Source organism: Marinobacter sp. bablab_jr003, assembly GCF_016464245.1.
Classification (GTDB): Bacteria; Pseudomonadota; Gammaproteobacteria; order Pseudomonadales; family Oleiphilaceae; genus Marinobacter; species Marinobacter vinifirmus.
The window spans coordinates 79748-96794 of record NZ_JADARC010000119.1; the positions used below are offsets into that span (position 1 = coordinate 79748).

General features: G+C 61.3%; 13 protein-coding genes and 1 tRNA gene. 5 read left to right on the forward strand and 9 right to left on the reverse strand.

Annotation, left to right across the window (positions count from 1 at the left end; translation table 11 throughout):
• Positions 1-54 precede the first annotated feature (54 nt).
• The 8 genes from hsdR to def all read right to left on the reverse strand — a co-directional run bounded on the left by hsdR (position 55) and on the right by def (position 11347).
• Complete coding sequence (gene hsdR, locus H3Z84_RS12615; protein WP_199457695.1) at positions 55-3579, reverse strand: type I restriction-modification system endonuclease; 3525 nt, start codon at positions 3577-3579, stop codon at positions 55-57.
• Between the two features lie 126 nt (positions 3580-3705).
• Positions 3706-3782 (reverse strand) — tRNA-Pro (locus H3Z84_RS12620).
• An 87-nt stretch (positions 3783-3869) separates the two neighbouring features.
• Entirely contained in the window at positions 3870-5951 is a 2082-nt protein-coding gene (gene glyS, locus H3Z84_RS12625; RefSeq protein ID WP_199457696.1) for a glycine--tRNA ligase subunit beta, read from the reverse strand.
• A 2-nt stretch (positions 5952-5953) separates the two neighbouring features.
• Positions 5954-6976, reverse strand: a complete 1023-nt coding sequence (gene glyQ / locus H3Z84_RS12630; protein WP_022990430.1) for a glycine--tRNA ligase subunit alpha — start codon at positions 6974-6976, stop codon at positions 5954-5956.
• A gap of 135 nt (positions 6977-7111) precedes the next feature.
• Positions 7112-8515 (reverse strand): Trk system potassium transporter TrkA, encoded by a 1404-nt coding sequence (gene trkA, locus H3Z84_RS12635; protein WP_199457697.1) that lies wholly within the window; start codon positions 8513-8515, stop codon positions 7112-7114.
• A complete protein-coding gene (gene rsmB, locus H3Z84_RS12640; protein WP_199457698.1) occupies positions 8512-9813 on the reverse strand; it encodes a 16S rRNA (cytosine(967)-C(5))-methyltransferase RsmB in 1302 nt (433 codons plus the stop codon). Before rsmB ends, trkA begins: the two co-directional genes overlap by 4 nt.
• Positions 9814-9815: 2 nt before the next feature.
• A complete protein-coding gene (fmt, locus tag H3Z84_RS12645; protein WP_199457699.1) occupies positions 9816-10751 on the reverse strand; it encodes a methionyl-tRNA formyltransferase in 936 nt (311 codons plus the stop codon).
• A gap of 92 nt (positions 10752-10843) precedes the next feature.
• The gene (gene def / locus H3Z84_RS12650; protein WP_058342206.1) at positions 10844-11347 is read right to left on the reverse strand and encodes a peptide deformylase; all 504 of its coding nucleotides are present in this window, start codon (positions 11345-11347) and stop codon (positions 10844-10846) included.
• 299 nt (positions 11348-11646) lie between these two features.
• Here def and H3Z84_RS12655 point away from each other — a divergent pair, with 299 nt between their 5' ends.
• The 5 genes from H3Z84_RS12655 to aroE all read left to right on the forward strand — a co-directional run bounded on the left by H3Z84_RS12655 (position 11647) and on the right by aroE (position 16266).
• A complete protein-coding gene (locus tag H3Z84_RS12655; protein ID WP_199457700.1) occupies positions 11647-12663 on the forward strand; it encodes a LysM peptidoglycan-binding domain-containing protein in 1017 nt (338 codons plus the stop codon).
• Between the two features lie 83 nt (positions 12664-12746).
• On the forward strand, positions 12747-13892 hold the full coding sequence (dprA, locus tag H3Z84_RS12660) for a DNA-processing protein DprA (protein ID WP_228285845.1): 1146 nt from the start codon (positions 12747-12749) through the stop codon (positions 13890-13892).
• Positions 13893-13938: 46 nt separating this feature from the next.
• Positions 13939-14511 carry an L-threonylcarbamoyladenylate synthase gene (locus H3Z84_RS12665; RefSeq protein ID WP_022990437.1) on the forward strand — a complete coding sequence of 191 codons (573 nt, stop codon included), beginning with the start codon at positions 13939-13941 and terminating at the stop codon, positions 14509-14511.
• Between the two features lie 8 nt (positions 14512-14519).
• Positions 14520-15449: an oxygen-dependent coproporphyrinogen oxidase gene (hemF, locus tag H3Z84_RS12670; RefSeq protein WP_199457702.1), complete on the forward strand. Its 930-nt coding sequence runs from the start codon at positions 14520-14522 to the stop codon at positions 15447-15449.
• Positions 15439-16266 carry a shikimate dehydrogenase gene (gene aroE / locus H3Z84_RS12675; protein ID WP_199457703.1) on the forward strand — a complete coding sequence of 276 codons (828 nt, stop codon included), beginning with the start codon at positions 15439-15441 and terminating at the stop codon, positions 16264-16266. Before hemF ends, aroE begins: the two co-directional genes overlap by 11 nt.
• Before the next feature lie 7 nt (positions 16267-16273).
• On the opposite strand, the gene H3Z84_RS12680 is transcribed toward aroE, so the two are convergent.
• On the reverse strand, positions 16274-16813 hold the full coding sequence (locus H3Z84_RS12680) for a gamma carbonic anhydrase family protein (protein WP_199457704.1): 540 nt from the start codon (positions 16811-16813) through the stop codon (positions 16274-16276).
• Between the last annotated feature and the right edge of the window lie 234 nt (positions 16814-17047).

The window sequence follows — 17047 nt, forward strand, 5'->3', positions numbered from 1 at the left end:
GGCGAAAAAATCGACAAAGATTGGATCTATGTCGATCAGGTAAACATGGTTGAATCAGGCGCGCTCCGGCCACATCGCCTCATTCAATTCCTCCAGCACGGTATCCAGCTGTTGCCCCAGCACCTTGTCCATCTGCCTGGCTCCGCCGTCATCGGCAAAGCGATGGTTCACAAACTCCCGGTCGATGATGACTTCGTGCACTAGTTGCTTGGCCAGGCGTTCCAGCCATTTGCGCTGGTTTGGGGTCCAGCTGTGCTGGGTGTAGATTCGGTCCATGGCTTCCGCTACCCGCTGTTCGAACGGAATCAGCGGCTCGCCCAGGGCGGCGCGGCGGATGTAGCCGATGATGCTGGCGGCGATGTCTTTGTTGGTCTGGTTGCGCACGGCGCTTTGCAGGCGGGCTTCGGAGTAGCCGTGGTTGTCCAGCAGCAGTTTTACTTCCCGTAGCTGTTCGCGGGTGAGGTTCCGGGGTTTGTTGACCACCACGGCCAGCGCGGCGGACTGGTTGAGTTGTTGTTTGATGAACTCGTTGAAGCTGTCCAGGTAGTCTTCCGGCTTGTCGTGTTCGCCGTAGGTCTGGATACGTTCTCGGATTTCGTCGTCGTGATCGGAGATCAGCGGCATGTATTCGCTGCCCACCAGGGACTTCACCTCGGCAAGCTGGTTCAGCAGGCCGCTGTGTTGTTTGATGAATTCCGAGGCCTGCCGTGGGCCGAGTTTATGCAGGTGCTGGTGCAGGGATTTGGGTTCCACGCCCCAGCTCTGGTGCAGTTCGTCCAGTTTCCGTTTCAGTGCCGGGCGGTTTTCAGCTTTGTTGTCGGCCTTGCGCAGCACCCGCATGAGTTTCTGGCTGAGCTGGCTGAGCACCACATCGGCGTGGCTTTCACCGGCTTGTTCACCGGGGCTGTTCAGGGCTTTTTCCAGGTGCTCGTCGTCGGCAAGCTCGCCCACCAGTTGCTCCAGGGTGATGTTGGGGTCTTTAACCAGGGGCTTCATGGTGTTCACATCCTGCAGGGCGGCGTAGATGTCCACCGGGTCGTAGATGCGGAACACGGTCTTGCCGATCTCGTCGCAGCGGCGGGTGGCGCGGCCGATCATCTGTTCGTACAGGATGCGTGAACGTATCCGGCGCATGAATACCAGGTTGCAGATACGCGGTACGTCGATGCCGGTGGTGAGCAGGTCCACGGTGATGGCGATGTTGGGATAACGCTCGTTTTTGTAGCGGCGGATGAGCTGGTCCACCTTGTCGCTCTGGCCGGTGATCTTGGCCACGGCGGCTTCGTTGTAGCGGCCGTTGTAGAGATCCTTGAAGGCATCGTCCAGCAGGCGTTTCACCATATCCGCATGCAGGTCGGTGGCGCAGAAAATCATGGTTTTCTCGTCGCCGAACGGGTCCAGTTCCTGCACCAACTGTTCGCAGATCACCCGGTTGAAGTTCTCGTTGATCACCCGGCGGTTGAAGGTGTCCACCTCGAAGGTGAGTTCGTCTTCCAGTTCGGTGGTGTCCACTTCACCGGTCAGGGTGTTGATGACTTCCACCGGCTTGCCCTTCTCGAAGGTAATGCCGTTCTGGCTGAGCAGGGTTTCGTAGCGGATGGGTGGTTCGTGGTCGATCAGCCAGTCGTCCGCCACGGCTTCCCGGTAGGAGTATGTGTACACGGGTTTGCCGAAGATTTCGCTGGTGTGCTTGGCCGGGGTGGCGGTCAGGCCGATTTTCACCGCATCGAAGTAATCCAGTACCCGGCGGTAGCTGGACAGGTACTGGCTGGTGTCCCGCAGGGCCAGTTCGCCTTCGGTCATTTCCTGGTCCAGGGTGTAACCCCGGTGGGCTTCGTCGATGATGATGCAGTCGAACTGGTCGATGGGCGGCGGGTTGTCGCTCATGAAGATGCGTTTGACCATGGCCTGCACGGTGGCCACCTGGATGCGGGTTTCCGCTTCGGCGGCCATGTCGCCCAGCTCGGCCACGTTGTAGATCTTGCTGAGGGTGTGGTTCTGCTCCAGTGGTGCTTCGTTGAAGGCGTCGATGGCCTGCTGGCCCAGTGCGGTGCGGTCCACCAGGAACAGGATGCGGTGGAAGCGTTCGGCTTTCAGGAAACGGTACATCAGCCCGATGATGGTGCGGGTTTTACCGGTGCCGGTGGCCATGGCCAGCAGCGCGGTGCGAACGCCACGGGCCAGGGCGTGTTCGGTGGCGACAATGGCGTTCTGCTGGTAATCCCGCAGTTTCAGGTAGCCGAAGGGTTCGTCTTTTAACAACTTCTCGGCGTTTTCCTTGTCCCTTTCCAGCAAATCCAGCAGGCCGCCGGGGGTGTGGAACAGCGGCAGTGCCCGGCGCAGGTTGCTGGGCTCGCGCACATCCCGGAACCAGGTGCCGGACTGTTCCGCCAGTTGCGGAATATAGGGTCGACCGTTGCAGGAATACACGAAGGGTACGTGGTAATGGCCGCTTTCATCGGCGGGCCAGGCGATGGTGCGGCCCATCAATTCCCAGGCGCCGACTAAGGGTGCGTCTACCTTGAAGCCTTTGCTGTAACGTTCGGCCTGGCGGATTTTGCCGGCGACGTTGGTGTTCTCTTTCTTGGCCTCTACCACTGCGATGGGCGTAAGGCCTGCAAATAGCACGTAATCGGCCCGGCCCTTCTCGCCATTGTGATTGGTGGGCCATTCGGCAATCGCGCGATAGGTGCCTTTCTCCGGGCGGGCGCCTTTCTGGAAGGTGATGTCCTGGCTGTCGGCTTCCCAGCCCGCGTCCTGCAGTTGTTGGTCGATGAGGATGCGGGTGAGTTCTTCGTTCAGTACCAGGGTGTCGGTAGCGGCTTTGGTCTGTTTGGCTACCTGCTGGCGCTGCTGATTAACGGTTTGTTCGCCCTGCTCCGTGAGCTGTTGTTGCAGCGCTTTGATCTTTTGCTCGTAGGCTTGTTGTTGTTGGCTCAGGGCTTGTTCGTGCTGGCGGGCCTGTTCCGCCAAAGCGCGGGATTCTTCATCCATGGCGAGCGCCAGGGCTTCGTATTCGGCTTTTTCTTTCTCAATCAGCTGGCTGAGCTGCTGGCTGCTGTCCAGCGCCATGTTGGCGTGTTGCAGATCGTGGCGGAGCTTTTCGATGTCGCTCTGAAGCTGGCGTAACTGGGCGCTGGGGTCGGCGGGCGGTACAAAGGGGCCGGACTTGAAGCTGGCACCGGCTTTGCCAAAGGAGCGGTGAAACCAGATGGCCAGGGCCCGCGCCACTTTCAGCCCATCCATGGCTTCTTTGTGCTGGGTGCGGAACTGGTGAGTGGCTTTGTTGCCTTCAATCCGCAGGATATGAAACAGTTCTTTGATCTGCGGTTCTAGTCGCAATTCCCGGTTCAGGCGGTACAGCAGTTCGGACTGGCTGGTTTGTTCGTCGAACTCGATACCGGACTGCGCGGCCAGGTGTTGGGCCAGGGCTTCACCCAGCTGGCGGAGTTTGATCAGGGTGGTGTTCGGGTCACTGGCGAAGGCACGCTCGGCGGATTCGGCCAGTTCCACGAATAAGGCATCGTGTTCTGACAAAAACGAAAAGTTGCCGGACTTGAATTCCGTTGCCTTGTTCAATGTATCCCTCCGCGACAGTCTTACGGCAGAACATTAGCAGACTTATCAAGGATACAGAAATTCAGGAGCTTCGGGCGGTGGAGCCCGTAAGGAATCAATCTTTGGAAATACAAAAAGGAGGGAAAATGGTCGGCGTGAGAGGATTCGAACCTCCGACCCCTTCGTCCCGAACGAAGTGCGCTACCAAGCTGCGCTACACGCCGATCAACGGCCGGTATTATACGGATTGCCGGCCGTTTTACTACCCCCATCCTTGGGGAAAATTATCCGTACAACTGCGGAGCCGCCCTTCAGCCTGCGGTTGGCAGCAGGGAGATGTCGGCTACCCGCAGGAACAGGTTGCGCAGGCGGTTAAGCAGGGCCAGGCGGTTGTTGCGCACGGCCTCGTCGTCTGCCATCACCATGACTTCGTCAAAGAAGGTGTCTACCGGCTCGCGCAGGCTGGCCAGGGAGGTCAGCGCGCTGGCGTAGTCGCCCTGCTCGAACAGCGGCAATACTTTCTGCGCCTGCTCTTCTACCCTGGCGGCCAGGGTCTTCTCGGCTGCATCCTGCAGCAGTGAGTTATCCACAGCCTCGCCGATGCTGTCGCCACCCTGCTTGGTGAGGATGTTGGACACCCGCTTGTTGGCACCGGCCAGGGCCTGGGCCTCCGGCAGCTGGCGGAAGGCTTCCACCGCTTTTACCCGGCGGTCGAAGTCCAGCGGGCGGGTCGGGCGGCGGGCATGTACGGCCAGGTACACTTCAGCGCCAATGCCCTGCTCGTCGTAATGGGCGCGGAAGCGGTCAAGCATGTAGTCCACTACGGTGCTGGCGGTGTTGTTCTCGGTCAGCACGGTGAAGTTCTGCTCGGCCCACTCGCATACGGTCTGCAGGTCCAGTGGCAGCTGGCGCTCGATGATGATGCGCAGCACACCCAGGGAAGCCCGGCGCAGGGCGAACGGGTCACGGGTGCCGGACGGCGGCTGGTTGATGCCGAACAGGCCTACCAGCGAGTCGATACGGTCAGCGATGGCCACCGCACAACCGGTCAGGGTAGTGGGCAGGTCGTCGCCGGCGAAGCGCGGCATGTACTGCTCGTTCAGGGCCTTGGCGACGTCTTCGTGCTCACCGTCATTGGCAGCGTAGTACTGGCCCATGATGCCCTGAAGGTCGGTGAACTCCAGCACCATTTCGGTCACCAGGTCGGTCTTGGCCAGCATGGCGGCGCGTTCGGCCAGGGCCGGGTCGCTGTTGATGGCCTCGGCGATCTTCTTCGCCAGCGCCGCTACCCGCACGGATTTGTCGTAAATGCTGCCGAGCTTGTCCTGGAACACGATGGGCTTGAGGGCCTCGATGCGGTCTTCCAGCCTGGTCTTGCGGTCGGTCTCGTAAAAGAAGGCGGCATCCGAGAGGCGCGGGCGGATCACTTTCTCGTTACCGGAGATCACCTGTGAAGGATCTTTACTTTCCAGGTTGGCCACGGTGATGAACAGCGGCAGCATGTTGTCGCTGGCATCCACCACGTGGAAGTACTTCTGGTGCTCCTTCATGGAAGAGATCAGCGCTTCGGCCGGCACTTCCAGGAAGCGGTCTTCGAAGCGGCCCATCAGCGGCACCGGCCATTCGTTCAGGGCGGTAACCTCGTCCAGCAGGTCTTCGTCGATCACGGCCTTGCCGTTGGCTTCTTTCTCGGCCAGGGCGTTGACACCGGCACGGATCTGCTCGCGGCGCTCGGCGAAGTCCGCCAGTACGTAGCCTTCCTGCTTCAGCACCACTTCGTAGTCGGCTGGGGTCGGCACAATCAGCTCTTTCGGGCAGTGGAACCGGTGGCCGCGGGTTTTGTTGCCGGGCTTCAGGTTCATCACCGGCGTTTCAATCACGGTGTTGCCGTAAAGCTGCACCAGCCAGTGCACCGGGCGTACGAATTCGGTTTTGCCGGCACCCCAGCGCATGCGCTTGGGAATGGGCAGTGCGGCCAGGGATTTCTCCACCAGCTCGGGCATCAGTTCGACGGTGGGCTTGCCCTTTTCGACGGTGCGGTACACCAGCCAGGCGCCCTTGTCGGTTTCCAGGGTGTCGAGCTGGTCCGGGGTAATGCCCAGGGAGGTGGCAAAACCGGTCAGGGCCCGGGTGGGGTTGCCGGAGTCGTCGAAGGCGGCTTTTACGGCCGGGCCGCGCTTTTCGACCGCCTTGTCGGGCTGGGCATCGGCCAGGTTACGGATGCGCACGGCCAGGCGGCGGGGGGCCGCGAAGCTTTCCACGGCACCGAATTCTACGCCGGCTTCTTCCAGGCCTTTGACAATGCCCTGGGTGAAGGCGTCAGACAGTGGCTTGAGGGCTTTCGGAGGCAGTTCCTCGGTACCCAGTTCGACCAGAAAATCCTGTGTTGCCATGATTATGCGTTCCCCTGTTCCTGCGGTGCCTTGTTGGCTTTCTTGCCCTTCTTGCTGGCCTTGGCGTCGGCGGCTTCAGCGGCAGCCAGTACTTCCTTGCGGAGATGCTCTGGAGCCAGCGGGAAGCCCAGCTTGCGGCGGCTTTCGAAGTAGGCCTGGGCGACTGAACGTGCCAGGGTGCGTACACGCAGGATGAAACGCTGGCGCTCGGTCACGGAAATGGCGTGGCGGGCATCCAGCAGGTTGAAAGTGTGGGAGGCCTTGAGTACCTGCTCGTAGGCGGGCAGCGGCAGGCCGGCTTCGATCAGGCGGGCGCTTTCCCGCTCGTACACATCGAAGCTGTGGAACAGGAACTCGGTGTCGGCGTGTTCGAAGTTGTAGGTGGACATCTCCACCTCTTGCTGGTGGAACACGTCGCCGTAGGTGACCACGCCATCCGGGCCGTTGGTCCAGACCAGGTCGTACACGCTGTCCACGCCCTGGATGTACATGGCGATGCGCTCAAGGCCGTAGGTCAGCTCGCCGGTGACCGGATAGCATTCCAGACCGCCCACCTGCTGGAAGTAGGTGAACTGGGTGACTTCCATGCCGTTCAGCCAGATTTCCCAGCCCAGGCCCCAGGCGCCCAGGGTCGGGGATTCCCAGTTGTCTTCGACAAAGCGGATGTCGTGCACCAGCGGGTCCAGGCCCAGGGCACGCAGGGAGTCCAGGTACAGCTCCTGGATGTTGTCCGGTGACGGCTTAAGCACTACCTGGAACTGGTAGTAATGCTGCAGGCGGTTCGGGTTTTCGCCGTAGCGGCCGTCGGTCGGGCGGCGGCTGGGCTGAACGTAGGCGGAGTTCCAGGTTTCCGGGCCGATGGAGCGCAGGAAAGTGGCCGGGTGGAAAGTACCGGCGCCCACTTCCATGTCGAGGGGCTGGAGAACCACGCAGCCGTGCTGCGCCCAGAAATTCTGCAATGCCAGGATCAGACCCTGGAAGGTCTTGATATCCGGCGCGGAGTTGTTGGTTGCCTTGTCTGTCACGACGTTTGCCTGCTGGTCAGTCTGTGTGTGGCGCCCCGCTTTGCGGAGCACTCCGAAAAATGAAAACGCGCATTATACGCTGGCTGGCGCTGCATTTCTAAGTGCCAGCCAGGGTGTTGTTTTGTCTGGGGTCAATCAGAAGAAGGTGAGGCCCACCTGGAACAGTTTTTCGACATCCCGGATGCGGGATTTGTCCACCAGGAACAGGATCACGTGGTCGTCCGGCTGCACCCGCAGGTGGTCGTGGGCGATCAGCACTTCGTTATGGCGCACGATGGCCCCGATGGTGGTGCCCGGCGGCAGGTGGATTTCATCCAGCCGCTTGCCCACCACCTTGGAGGACCGGTGATCGCCATGGGCAATCGCTTCGATGGCCTCGGCCGCGCCCCGGCGCAGTGAGTGAACATTTACTACGTCGCCACGGCGCACGTGGGTGAGCAGGCTGCCGATGGTGGTCTGCTGGGGAGAAATCGCCACGTCGATGTCGCCGCCCTGGATCAGGTCTACGTAGTCCGGGTTGTTGATCAGGGTCAGTACCTTGCGGGCACCCAAGCGCTTGGCCAGCAACGACGCCATGATGTTGGCTTCGTCGTCGTTGGTAACGGCACAGAATACATCGGTGCTTTCGATGTTTTCCTCCAGCAGGATGTCCTTGTTGGCGGCATTGCCTTCCAGCACCACGGTTTTCTGCAGGCGCTCGGACAGCATCACACAGCGCTCGTGGTCCCGCTCCAGGATCTTGACCTGGTAGCGGCTTTCCAGGGTGTTGGCCAGGCGGTAGCCGATGTTGCCGCCACCACAGATAAAGATGCGCTTGTAGGGTTTGGACAGCGGCTGCAGTTCGCTCATCACCGAGCGGATGTGGTCGGCGGCGGCAATGAAGAACACCTCGTCGCCGTCTTCGATCACCGTGTCGCCCTGGGGCATGATGGCGCGGTCTTTGCGGAAGATGGCCGCTACCCGGGTGTCGATCTTGGGCATGTGGGTGCGCAGGTAAGACAGCTCCCGCCCGACCAGCGGGCCACCCTGGGTCGCCCGAATGGCTACCAGCCTTGCCTGGCCCTTTGAGAATTCCAGTACCTGCAGGGTGCCGGGATATTCGATCAGCCGGGTAATGTGCTGGGTCACCAGGTGTTCCGGGCTGATCAGTACATCAATCGGGAAGCCCCGCAAACGGTCCAGCTCTTTCTCCGTGTCCTTGTTATAGAACAGTTCCTGCTTGCCCAGATACGCCCCGGCGCGCACGCGGCAGATGGTGGTGGGGGTTTTGTACAGCAGCTTGGTGACCTGGCAGGCCACCATGTTGGTTTCATCGCTGTTGGTCACCGCAATCACCATGTCGGCGTCTTCGGCGCCGGCATCTTTCAGGATGGTGGGGTACGAGGCCCGGCCGTGCATGGTGCGGATATCCAGCCGGTCCTGCAGTTCCCGCAGGCGCACGCTGTCGTTGTCCACCACGGTGATGTCGTTGGCTTCGTTGGCCAGGTTTTCAGCGAGGGTGCCGCCCACCTGGCCGGCGCCGAGAATCAGGATTTTCATGCGTCAGGTTTCTCCAGCACGGCATAGAAAAAGCCGTCGTGGCTGTCCGGGTCTGGTAGCAGCTGGCGCCCGGTGTCCATGTCGCGGCCCCAGTCGGCATTGATCTGAACCAGCGTTGCCTGTTCCCGCTGCTTGAGGAATCGCTGGATTATACGGTGGTTCTCCTGGGGAAACACCGAGCAGGTGGCATACACCAGCCGACCACCCGGTTTCAGGATAGACCACATGGCGTCGAGCAGGCCAAGCTGGATGCTGGCCAGGGGCACAATGTCGGACTCCCGGCGCAGCAGTTTGATGTCCGGGTGCCGGCGGATCACGCCGGTGGCGCTGCAGGGTACGTCCAGCAGGATGCGGTCGAACGGGGTGCCGTCCCACCAGCTGTCGATATCGGCGGCATCGGCCTGGGTCAGGGTAGCGTGCAGGTCGAGCCGGTCGAGGTTTTCCTGGACCCGGGGCAGGCGCTCGGCGGATTCGTCGATGGCGACCACTTCATCCAGTTCGCCACAGGCTTCCAGGATGGCGCAGGTCTTGCCGCCGGGAGCGGCGCAGGCATCCAGTACCCGCTGGCCGGGTTGCAGGTCCAGCATGGTGGTGCACAGCTGGGCGGCTTCGTCCTGAACGCTGGCACCACCATCTTCGAACCAGGGCAGGCGCTCGACCGGTACCGGGCGTTCCAGCTGAATGCCGTGGGGCGCAAAACGGGTTGGCTTGGCCTCGATACCGGCCTCGGCCAGCAAATCCAGGTATTCCTCACGGCGGAAACGCAGGGCATTGACCCGCAGGGTCATGGGGGCCTGGGTGTTGTTGGCGTCCAGAATGGCCTGCCAGTCTTCCGGCCAGTTGTGGCGCAGCTTTTCCACCATCCACACCGGGTGGCTGTAGCGGCTGCTGTCGTCGTTCGGCTCCGGCGCCCCTTCCCTTTCGGCCGCCCGCAGTACGCCGTTGACCAGTCCGGTCAGGTGCGGCTTGTCCAGCGCCCGGCAGGCTTCCACGGTTTCGTTCAACACCGCGTAGGTGGCTTGTTCGCTGAATCTCAGCTGGAACAGGGCCACCAGCATCAGGTGGTGAATCACCCGGTCCGGTTTGCGCAGGGGCTTTTTCAGGCGCTGGTTCAGCTCGCCGTCAAGCCGGTGAAACCAGCGGCAGGTGCCATAGCAGATGGCTTGCAGCTGGGGCCGTTGTTCCGGCGGCAACTGGTTCAGGGCCGGCGGCAGGCATTGGGTTAATGACTGGCCGTTTTCTACCGCCAGCAACACGTTGGCGGCGACGGCACGAAACGGCAGGGGCTGGTAGGCCATGGTCAGTTCAGCTCCTGGCCGGGCAACAGTACTTGCTTGCCGCCGTTGATCAGGTCGTTGATGCTCTGGGCCTTGCTGCCCGGCATCTGGACCGAGGTGATTTTCAGGCTGCCGGTGCCGCAGGCCACCTCAACGCTATCCCGCTCCCGGCTCAGTACCGTGCCGGGGGCTTTGCCGCTGCCCTGCTCCAGCGCAGATGCCCGGTGAATGCGGATGCGTTGTTCGCCCAGGTCGGTAAAGGTGCCGGGCCAGGGGTTGAAGGCGCGGATCAGTCGTTCGATGTCGGTGGCGCTGCGGCTCCAGTCGATGTGGCCTTCTTCCTTGGACAGCTTGTGGGCGTAGTTGGCGTCGGCATCGTTCTGGGGCTCACCGGTCAGCTCCCCTTGTGCCAGCCGGGCCAGTGCGTCCACGATGGCTTCGCCGCCCATGCCGGCAAGTCGGTCGTGCAGGCTGCCGCCGGTGTCGTCGGCGTTTATCGGAGTGCTCACTTTCAGCAGCATGGCACCGGTGTCCAGGCCTTCATCCATCTGCATGATGGTAATACCGGTTTCGGCATCGCCGGCGGCAATGGCCCGCTGGATCGGAGCGGCACCGCGCCAGCGCGGCAACAGGGAGGCGTGGATGTTCAGGCAACCGTGGGTCGGGATCTCCAGCACGGCTTTGGGCAGGATCAGGCCATAGGCGGCGACGATCATCACATCCGGTTGCAGTGCCGCCAGCTCCTGTTGGGCCTCTTCGGGCTTCAGGCTGACCGGCTGGAACACGGGAATGCCGGCATCCAGCGCCACCTGTTTGACCGGGCTGGGCATGAGTTTGCGGCCACGGCCAGCAGGGCGGTCGGGCTGGCTGTATACGCCCACCACATTATGGCCGGCTTCCAGCAGGGCCTTCAGGGCTATGGCGGCAAAATCCGGTGTTCCGGCAAAAACAATGCGCACGGTGGTTGCTTCTCTGTGTCGTTGATACGAAAAAACCGGGTCGTAACCCGGTCTGAATTCAGTTCTGCGCTGGCGATGCTTCAGCCATTGTCTCAGGCGCTCTGCTTGTGCAGCTTTTCCAGCTTCTTGCGAATGCGGTTGCGCTTGAGCGAGCTGAGGTAATCCACAAACAGTTTGCCGTTCAGGTGGTCCATTTCATGCTGGATACACACGGCCAGCAGGCCTTCGGCTTCAAGGACGAACTCTTCGCCGTTACGGTCTTTGGCGGTAATCCGGCAGTGTTCGATACGCTTCACGTCTTCGTAGAAGCCTGGTACCGACAGGCAGCCTTCCTGCATGGCTTCCAGGTCTCCGTCCAGCACTTCCACCTTCGGGTTGATGAATACCCGGGGCTCGCTCTTGTCTTCGGACAGGTCCATCACGATGATCTGCTTGTGTACGTCTACCTGGGTAGCCGCCAGGCCGATGCCGCGGGCATCGTACATGGTCTCGAACATATCGTCGATCAGGGTGCGGATTTCGTCGGTCACCTCATTCACCGGCTTGGCGATGGTGCGAAGACGGGGATCCGGATACTCAAGAATTTCTAGAATCATAGTGCCTTGGCTTCTCTGAAATGCGACAGCGGTCTGCGCAAAATTTCTTCATGAACCTATCATGAAGTAACGTCTTGGCCTGTATTATCCGATAAATTACCGATTGAGTACAAACTGATCAGTCGATAGCTAAAATCTTTCAGGGAAACCAAAGAATTCACTGGAAGAACAAAAGATAACATCACAAATCGCCAGACTTCTTCTATAGTAACGGGAATAACAACGTAATAAGCTGCCGGCCTACCGCAGCGGCATTACCTAACGTATAGATTCTAGGCACGCGATCAAGGATACAGACAATGAGGAAACTGTTGTACGCTCTGGCAGCCACGGCGCTGCTGTTTACCTCCTGGGCCCATGCAGAACCCGAGTTCAGGGCTGATCATCCTGAGCGTTACACTGTCGTTAAAGGGGATACCCTTTGGGACATTTCAGGGCGATTTCTGAATAACCCCTGGTACTGGCCGGAAATCTGGCATGTGAACCCGCAGGTTGCCAACCCTCATCTGATCTACCCGGGCGATCGCCTGGCACTGGTGTATATCGACGGCAAGCCACGCATCACCAAGGTAGCCACCAGCGATGTGGTGAAGCTGTCGCCCCAGGTGCGCTCTGAAGCCATCGATACTCCCATTCCTGCCATCCCGCTGGACGCCATTGCCAGCTTCCTGACCGATACCCGCATTGTGTCGCCGGAAGAACTCAACAGCGCGCCCTACGTGCTGGAAGGTGAAGACAGCCGCATCATTACCGGTGCCGGCGACAAGATCTACGCCCGTGGCGAGAAGCCCGCAGACCGCGTGGGTGTGTTCCGCCGCAGCAAGGAGTTCCGTGACCCGGAAACCGGCGAATTCCTGGGCCTGGAAGCCCGCAGCATTGCCCGTGGTACCGTTGCGGCTGAGGACGGTGACGTCCTGACGGTTAACCTGAACAAGTCCAGCGAGGAAGTGCGCATTGGCGACCGCCTGCTGGTGAGCGAAGACCGTCGCCTGACCACCAACTTTGTGCCCAGTTCTCCGGATCAGGACATCGAAGGCGTGATGATCTCGGTAGACGGTGGTGTAAACCAGATTGGCCAGTACAACGTGGTAGCGATCAACCGTGGTGAGCGTGAAGGCCTGAAGCCTGGCAACGTGATGGCCATTCTCAAGAGTGGCAACCTGGTGCGTGACCCGGTTACTAATGAAACCATCGAGCTTCCGTCCGAGCGTGCTGGCCTGCTGATGGTGTTCCAGACCTACGAGAAGATGAGCTACGGCCTGATTCTCAAGGCGACCCGCCCGCTGGCGGTGGGCGACAAGGTAGTTAACCCCTGAGCCCGGGCCTGATCAGGCCTGTGTGCTGAGGTAAAATGGCCGGACCGGAGTGTCCGGCCATTGTTGTTTTCAAGGATGAAAAAATGTCTGTATCGAATCTTGACCGGTCTCTGGACAACCAGTGGCTGCTGCTTTCCCTGTTACCCCGCTTTGCCACCCGCGCCCGCGAGCGGGTACTGGCCAATGCCGACTGCCTGACCGATGTCTTGTCGATGAACCCGGCCACCCTGAAAGCGCTGGGGCTGTCGGCTGAAACCATGTCGGCGATCCATGGCTGGCAAGCCGAAGACCTGTCCCACCCGGTGCTGGCGGAACTGATGAAAATCCGGTCGCAATGCCGGCAGCACGGTATCCGGCTGATCGGCCAGCACCATGACCACTTCCCGGAAGCCCTGCGCCAGATACACGATGCGCCCATGCTGCTATACGCACTGGGCGATACCGGCTTGTTGCTGCAGGACCAGATCGGCGTGGTGGGCAGTCGAAATGCCACCCGTACGGGCCTGGACCATGCCCGGAAGTTCGCTGCCGAGCTGGGCCGGCGGGGTTTGCTGGTGACCAGCGGCCTGGCCTTGGGGATTGATGGTGCTGCCCACGCGGGTGCCCTGGATGCCGGCCACCCGACCGTGGCCGTGGTGGGTTGCGGGCTCGACCGGCTGTATCCCGCCCAGCACCGGCAGCTGGCACACCGGATTACCGAAAACGGCCTGATTGCCTCGGAATACCCGCCCGGCACCCAGGCCCGGGCCGCTTACTTCCCCCAGCGTAACCGGATTATCAGTGGCCTTAGCCGGGGTGTGCTGGTGGTGGAGGCCAGCCTGAAGAGCGGTTCGCTGATTACGGCCCGTACCGCGCTGGAACAGGGCCGGGAAGTGTTCGCCATTCCCGGTTCGGTGCACAGCCCGGTAGCCCGGGGCTGCCACCAGTTGATCAAACAGGGGGCCCGGCTGGTGGAAACCGCTGATGACATCCTGGAGGAGCTGGGCACCTGGTGGTCCATGCAGGCGCAACCGGAGGCTGGGGAGGCTGTGGATAAAGGGCCGGTGCTGGCCGGTTTGGATAGCCGGGAAATCGCGGTGTTCGAGGCTTTGGGGTATGATCCGCAATCTACCGATGCACTGGGCCAGCTCACCGGCCTGCCAGCGGACCAGCTGATGCAGTCCCTGTTGTTACTGGAACTGGAAGGGCTGGCCCATTCGGCTCCGGGAGGCTACCTGAGGGCCGGCTGACCGGTGCATCATCACCCATAATCTGTGTGGATTGACCGGTTTCACTATGGCGGCGAAGTCTTCCCTGAACCCCTGGCAATTACACTGTGCCCGGCGCACCGTGCTGGCCGGCGGCGTGATTGCCTACCCTACCGAAGCAGTCTGGGGCCTGGGCTGCGATCCCTGGAACCAGGACGCGGTTGAGCGGATCCTGGAGCTCAAGCAGCGGCCCATGGAAAAGGGCATGATCCTGGTGGCCGCCTCGGTGGAGCAGGTACGCTTCCTGCTGGATCCCCTGCCCCGGGTGTTGCAATGGGAAGCCGAGCAACACTGGCCCGGGCCGATCACCTGCCTGGTGCCGGATGTGCTGGAACAGATCCCGGACTGGGTTCGCGGCCGGCACAGCACCATTGCCGTGCGCGTGAGTGACCACCCGGTGGTTCGCGACCTGTGCGAGGCCACCGGCATGCCGCTGGTGTCGACTTCCTGCAACCCGGCTGGCCGCCAGCCGGCCCGCAACATCTGGCAGGTGCGCCGCTATTTCGGCAATCAGCTCGACCGCATCGTGCCCGGCGCCCTGGGCGGCAACCGCAAACCCAGCCGGATTATTGATATCGTTACCGGAAAACAGTTTCGTTAGGAGCAAGCATGTCACAGCAGCCGGATACCCGGGCCGTAAAAGAATACCTTCTGAGCCTTCAGGATCGCATCTGCCAGCGGCTGGAGGCGGTGGATGGCCGCGCTTCCTTCATTCGTGACAGCTGGGACCGGCCGGAGGGTGGCGGTGGTATCAGCCGGGTGATGGCCGATGGCGGTGTGATCGAAAAAGGCGGGGTGAACTTTTCCCATGTGATGGGCGATACCATGCCGGCTTCTGCCACGGCGCATCGCCCGCACCTGGCCGGTGCTCCCTGGCAGGCCATGGGTGTATCACTGGTGATACACCCGGAGAACCCCTATGTGCCGACCTCCCACGCTAACGTGCGCTTTTTCATTGCCACCCCGAAAGACGGCGAGCCGGTGTACTGGTTTGGCGGCGGCTACGACCTGACCCCCTACTACGGTTTTGATGACGATTGCGTGCACTGGCACCAGACGGCCCGTAACGCCTGCCAGCCGTTCGGCGACGAGGTGTACCCGAAGTTCAGGCAGTGGTGCGACGACTATTTCTACCTGAAGCACCGCCAGGAGCCCCGGGGCGTGGGCGGCCTGTTCTTCGATGACTACAACACCGGAAACTTCGAGCAGGACTTTGCCTTTATGCAGGCGGTGGGCGACAGTTACATAGAGGCTTACGAGCCGATTGTCAGGCGCCGGATGGACACCCCCTGGGGCGAGCGGGAGCGGGAATTCCAGCTTTACCGCCGTGGTCGCTATGTGGAGTTCAACCTGGTGTACGACCGGGGCACCCTGTTCGGGTTGCAGTCCGGCGGGCGCACCGAGTCTATCCTGATGTCACTGCCGCCGCTGGTGCGTTGGGACTACGACCGGAAGCCGGAGCCGGGCAGCGAAGAGGCGCGTTTGACGGATTATTTCCTGACCGGACGGAACTGGCTGGAGCAAAGCGATGACGAATGAACTCTATGCGGTGGTGGGCAACCCCATCAGCCACAGTAAATCCCCCCGTATTCACAGCCTGTTTGCCAGCCAGACCGGCGAGCCGGTGGAGTACACCGCGATACAGGCACCGCTGGAGGACTTTTCCGGTACGGTACGGCACTTTTTCGAGCGTGGCGGCAGAGGCCTGAACGTAACCGTACCGTTCAAGGAACAGGCCTGGACCCAGGCAGAACACCGCACACCACGGGCGGAAAAAGCCGGCGCCGCCAACACCCTGTACCTGGATGCCGACGATGCCCTGGTGGCTGACAACACCGACGGTGTTGGCCTGGTGCGGGACCTCACCCGCAACCACGGCGTGGCCCTCAAAGGCCTGCGAATCCTGGTATTGGGTGCCGGCGGTGCCGTGCGGGGCGTGCTTGGGCCGGTTCTGGCGGAAGCGCCCGCCAGCCTGACCATCGCTAATCGCACCGTGGCCAAGGCCGAGGCGCTGGTACGGCTGTTTGCCGCTGAAGCCGGTGATACCGAACTCTTTGCCTGCGGCTTTGAACAGGCAACCGGAGCGTTTGACCTGGTGATCAACGGCACCAGCGCCAGCCTTCAGGGTGACCTGCCGCCGGTGCCGGCGTCGATTCTGGGGGGCAACACGGTGGTGTATGACATGATGTATTCCCTGCAGACCACCACCTTCAACCAGTGGGCACAGGACAACGGTGCTACCCGGGTGTATGACGGGCTGGGCATGCTGGTGGAGCAGGCAGCAGAATCGTTTTATGTATGGCGTGGGGTGCGGCCGGAGACCGCCCCCGTGATCGACGAGCTGCGTAACGACTGATGAGGCGTTATTCGGAGGCGTTCAGGTATTCGTCTTTCAGTTTCACATAGTTAGCTGCAGTGTATTTGAAGAACGTTTTTTCCTTCTCGCTCAGCGCCCGGGCCTGCTTGCACGGCGAGCCCACGTACAGGTAACCGGATTCCAGTCGTTTGCCCGGCGGTACCAGGGTGCCGGCTCCGATGATGACTTCGTCTTCTACTACGGCACCATCCATGACGGTGCAGCCCATGCCGACGAGTACGCGGCTGCCGATGGTGCAGCCGTGCAGCAGGGCTTTGTGGCCGACGGTGACGTCGTCACCGAGGATCAGCGACCAACCGCCGGGGTTGAAGTCGCTGGCGTGGGTGATGTGCAGTACGGAGCCGTCCTGGATGCTGCAGCGGTCGCCGATGCGGATTTTGTGCATGTCGCCGCGGATGACGGTCATGGGCCAGACGGAGCAGTCTTCGCCCATTTGTACGTCTCCGATCACTACTGCACTCTCGTCTACCCAGGTCCGCTCGCCAAATTGTGGTGTGGTACCCTTGTGAGTTCGTACATTTGCCATTACATATACCTTTTGACTGGCCTCGAATTGAGGGGAAGGAGTCTTTGGGAGGAGGGCTTTCCAAAAACCGCTCCTGCGGCACCCCTTCGGGGTCCGGCCCGCAATCACAGATTGCGGTCGCTCAGCTGTCGCATGAAGCTTCGCTTCATCAGCGCTCGGCTGAGCCCATGTGGCGTTTCTGCTCCGCCATCCATGGCTCCGCAAATTTTTGGAAAGCCCTCCTCCCAAAGACTC

Coding starts and splice junctions, on each gene's coding strand:
- glyS (WP_199457696.1), bottom strand. CDS start 5,951: ATGGCAACACAGGATTTTCTGGTCGAACTGGGTACCGAGGAACTGCCT.
- trkA (WP_199457697.1), bottom strand. CDS start 8,515: ATGAAAATCCTGATTCTCGGCGCCGGCCAGGTGGGCGGCACCCTCGCT.
- rsmB (WP_199457698.1), bottom strand. CDS start 9,813: ATGGCCTACCAGCCCCTGCCGTTTCGTGCCGTCGCCGCCAACGTGTTG.
- def (WP_058342206.1), bottom strand. CDS start 11,347: ATGATTCTAGAAATTCTTGAGTATCCGGATCCCCGTCTTCGCACCATC.
- H3Z84_RS12655 (WP_199457700.1), top strand. CDS start 11,647: ATGAGGAAACTGTTGTACGCTCTGGCAGCCACGGCGCTGCTGTTTACC.
- dprA (WP_228285845.1), top strand. CDS start 12,747: ATGTCTGTATCGAATCTTGACCGGTCTCTGGACAACCAGTGGCTGCTG.
- H3Z84_RS12665 (WP_022990437.1), top strand. CDS start 13,939: ATGGCGGCGAAGTCTTCCCTGAACCCCTGGCAATTACACTGTGCCCGG.
- hemF (WP_199457702.1), top strand. CDS start 14,520: ATGTCACAGCAGCCGGATACCCGGGCCGTAAAAGAATACCTTCTGAGC.
- aroE (WP_199457703.1), top strand. CDS start 15,439: ATGACGAATGAACTCTATGCGGTGGTGGGCAACCCCATCAGCCACAGT.
- H3Z84_RS12680 (WP_199457704.1), bottom strand. CDS start 16,813: ATGGCAAATGTACGAACTCACAAGGGTACCACACCACAATTTGGCGAG.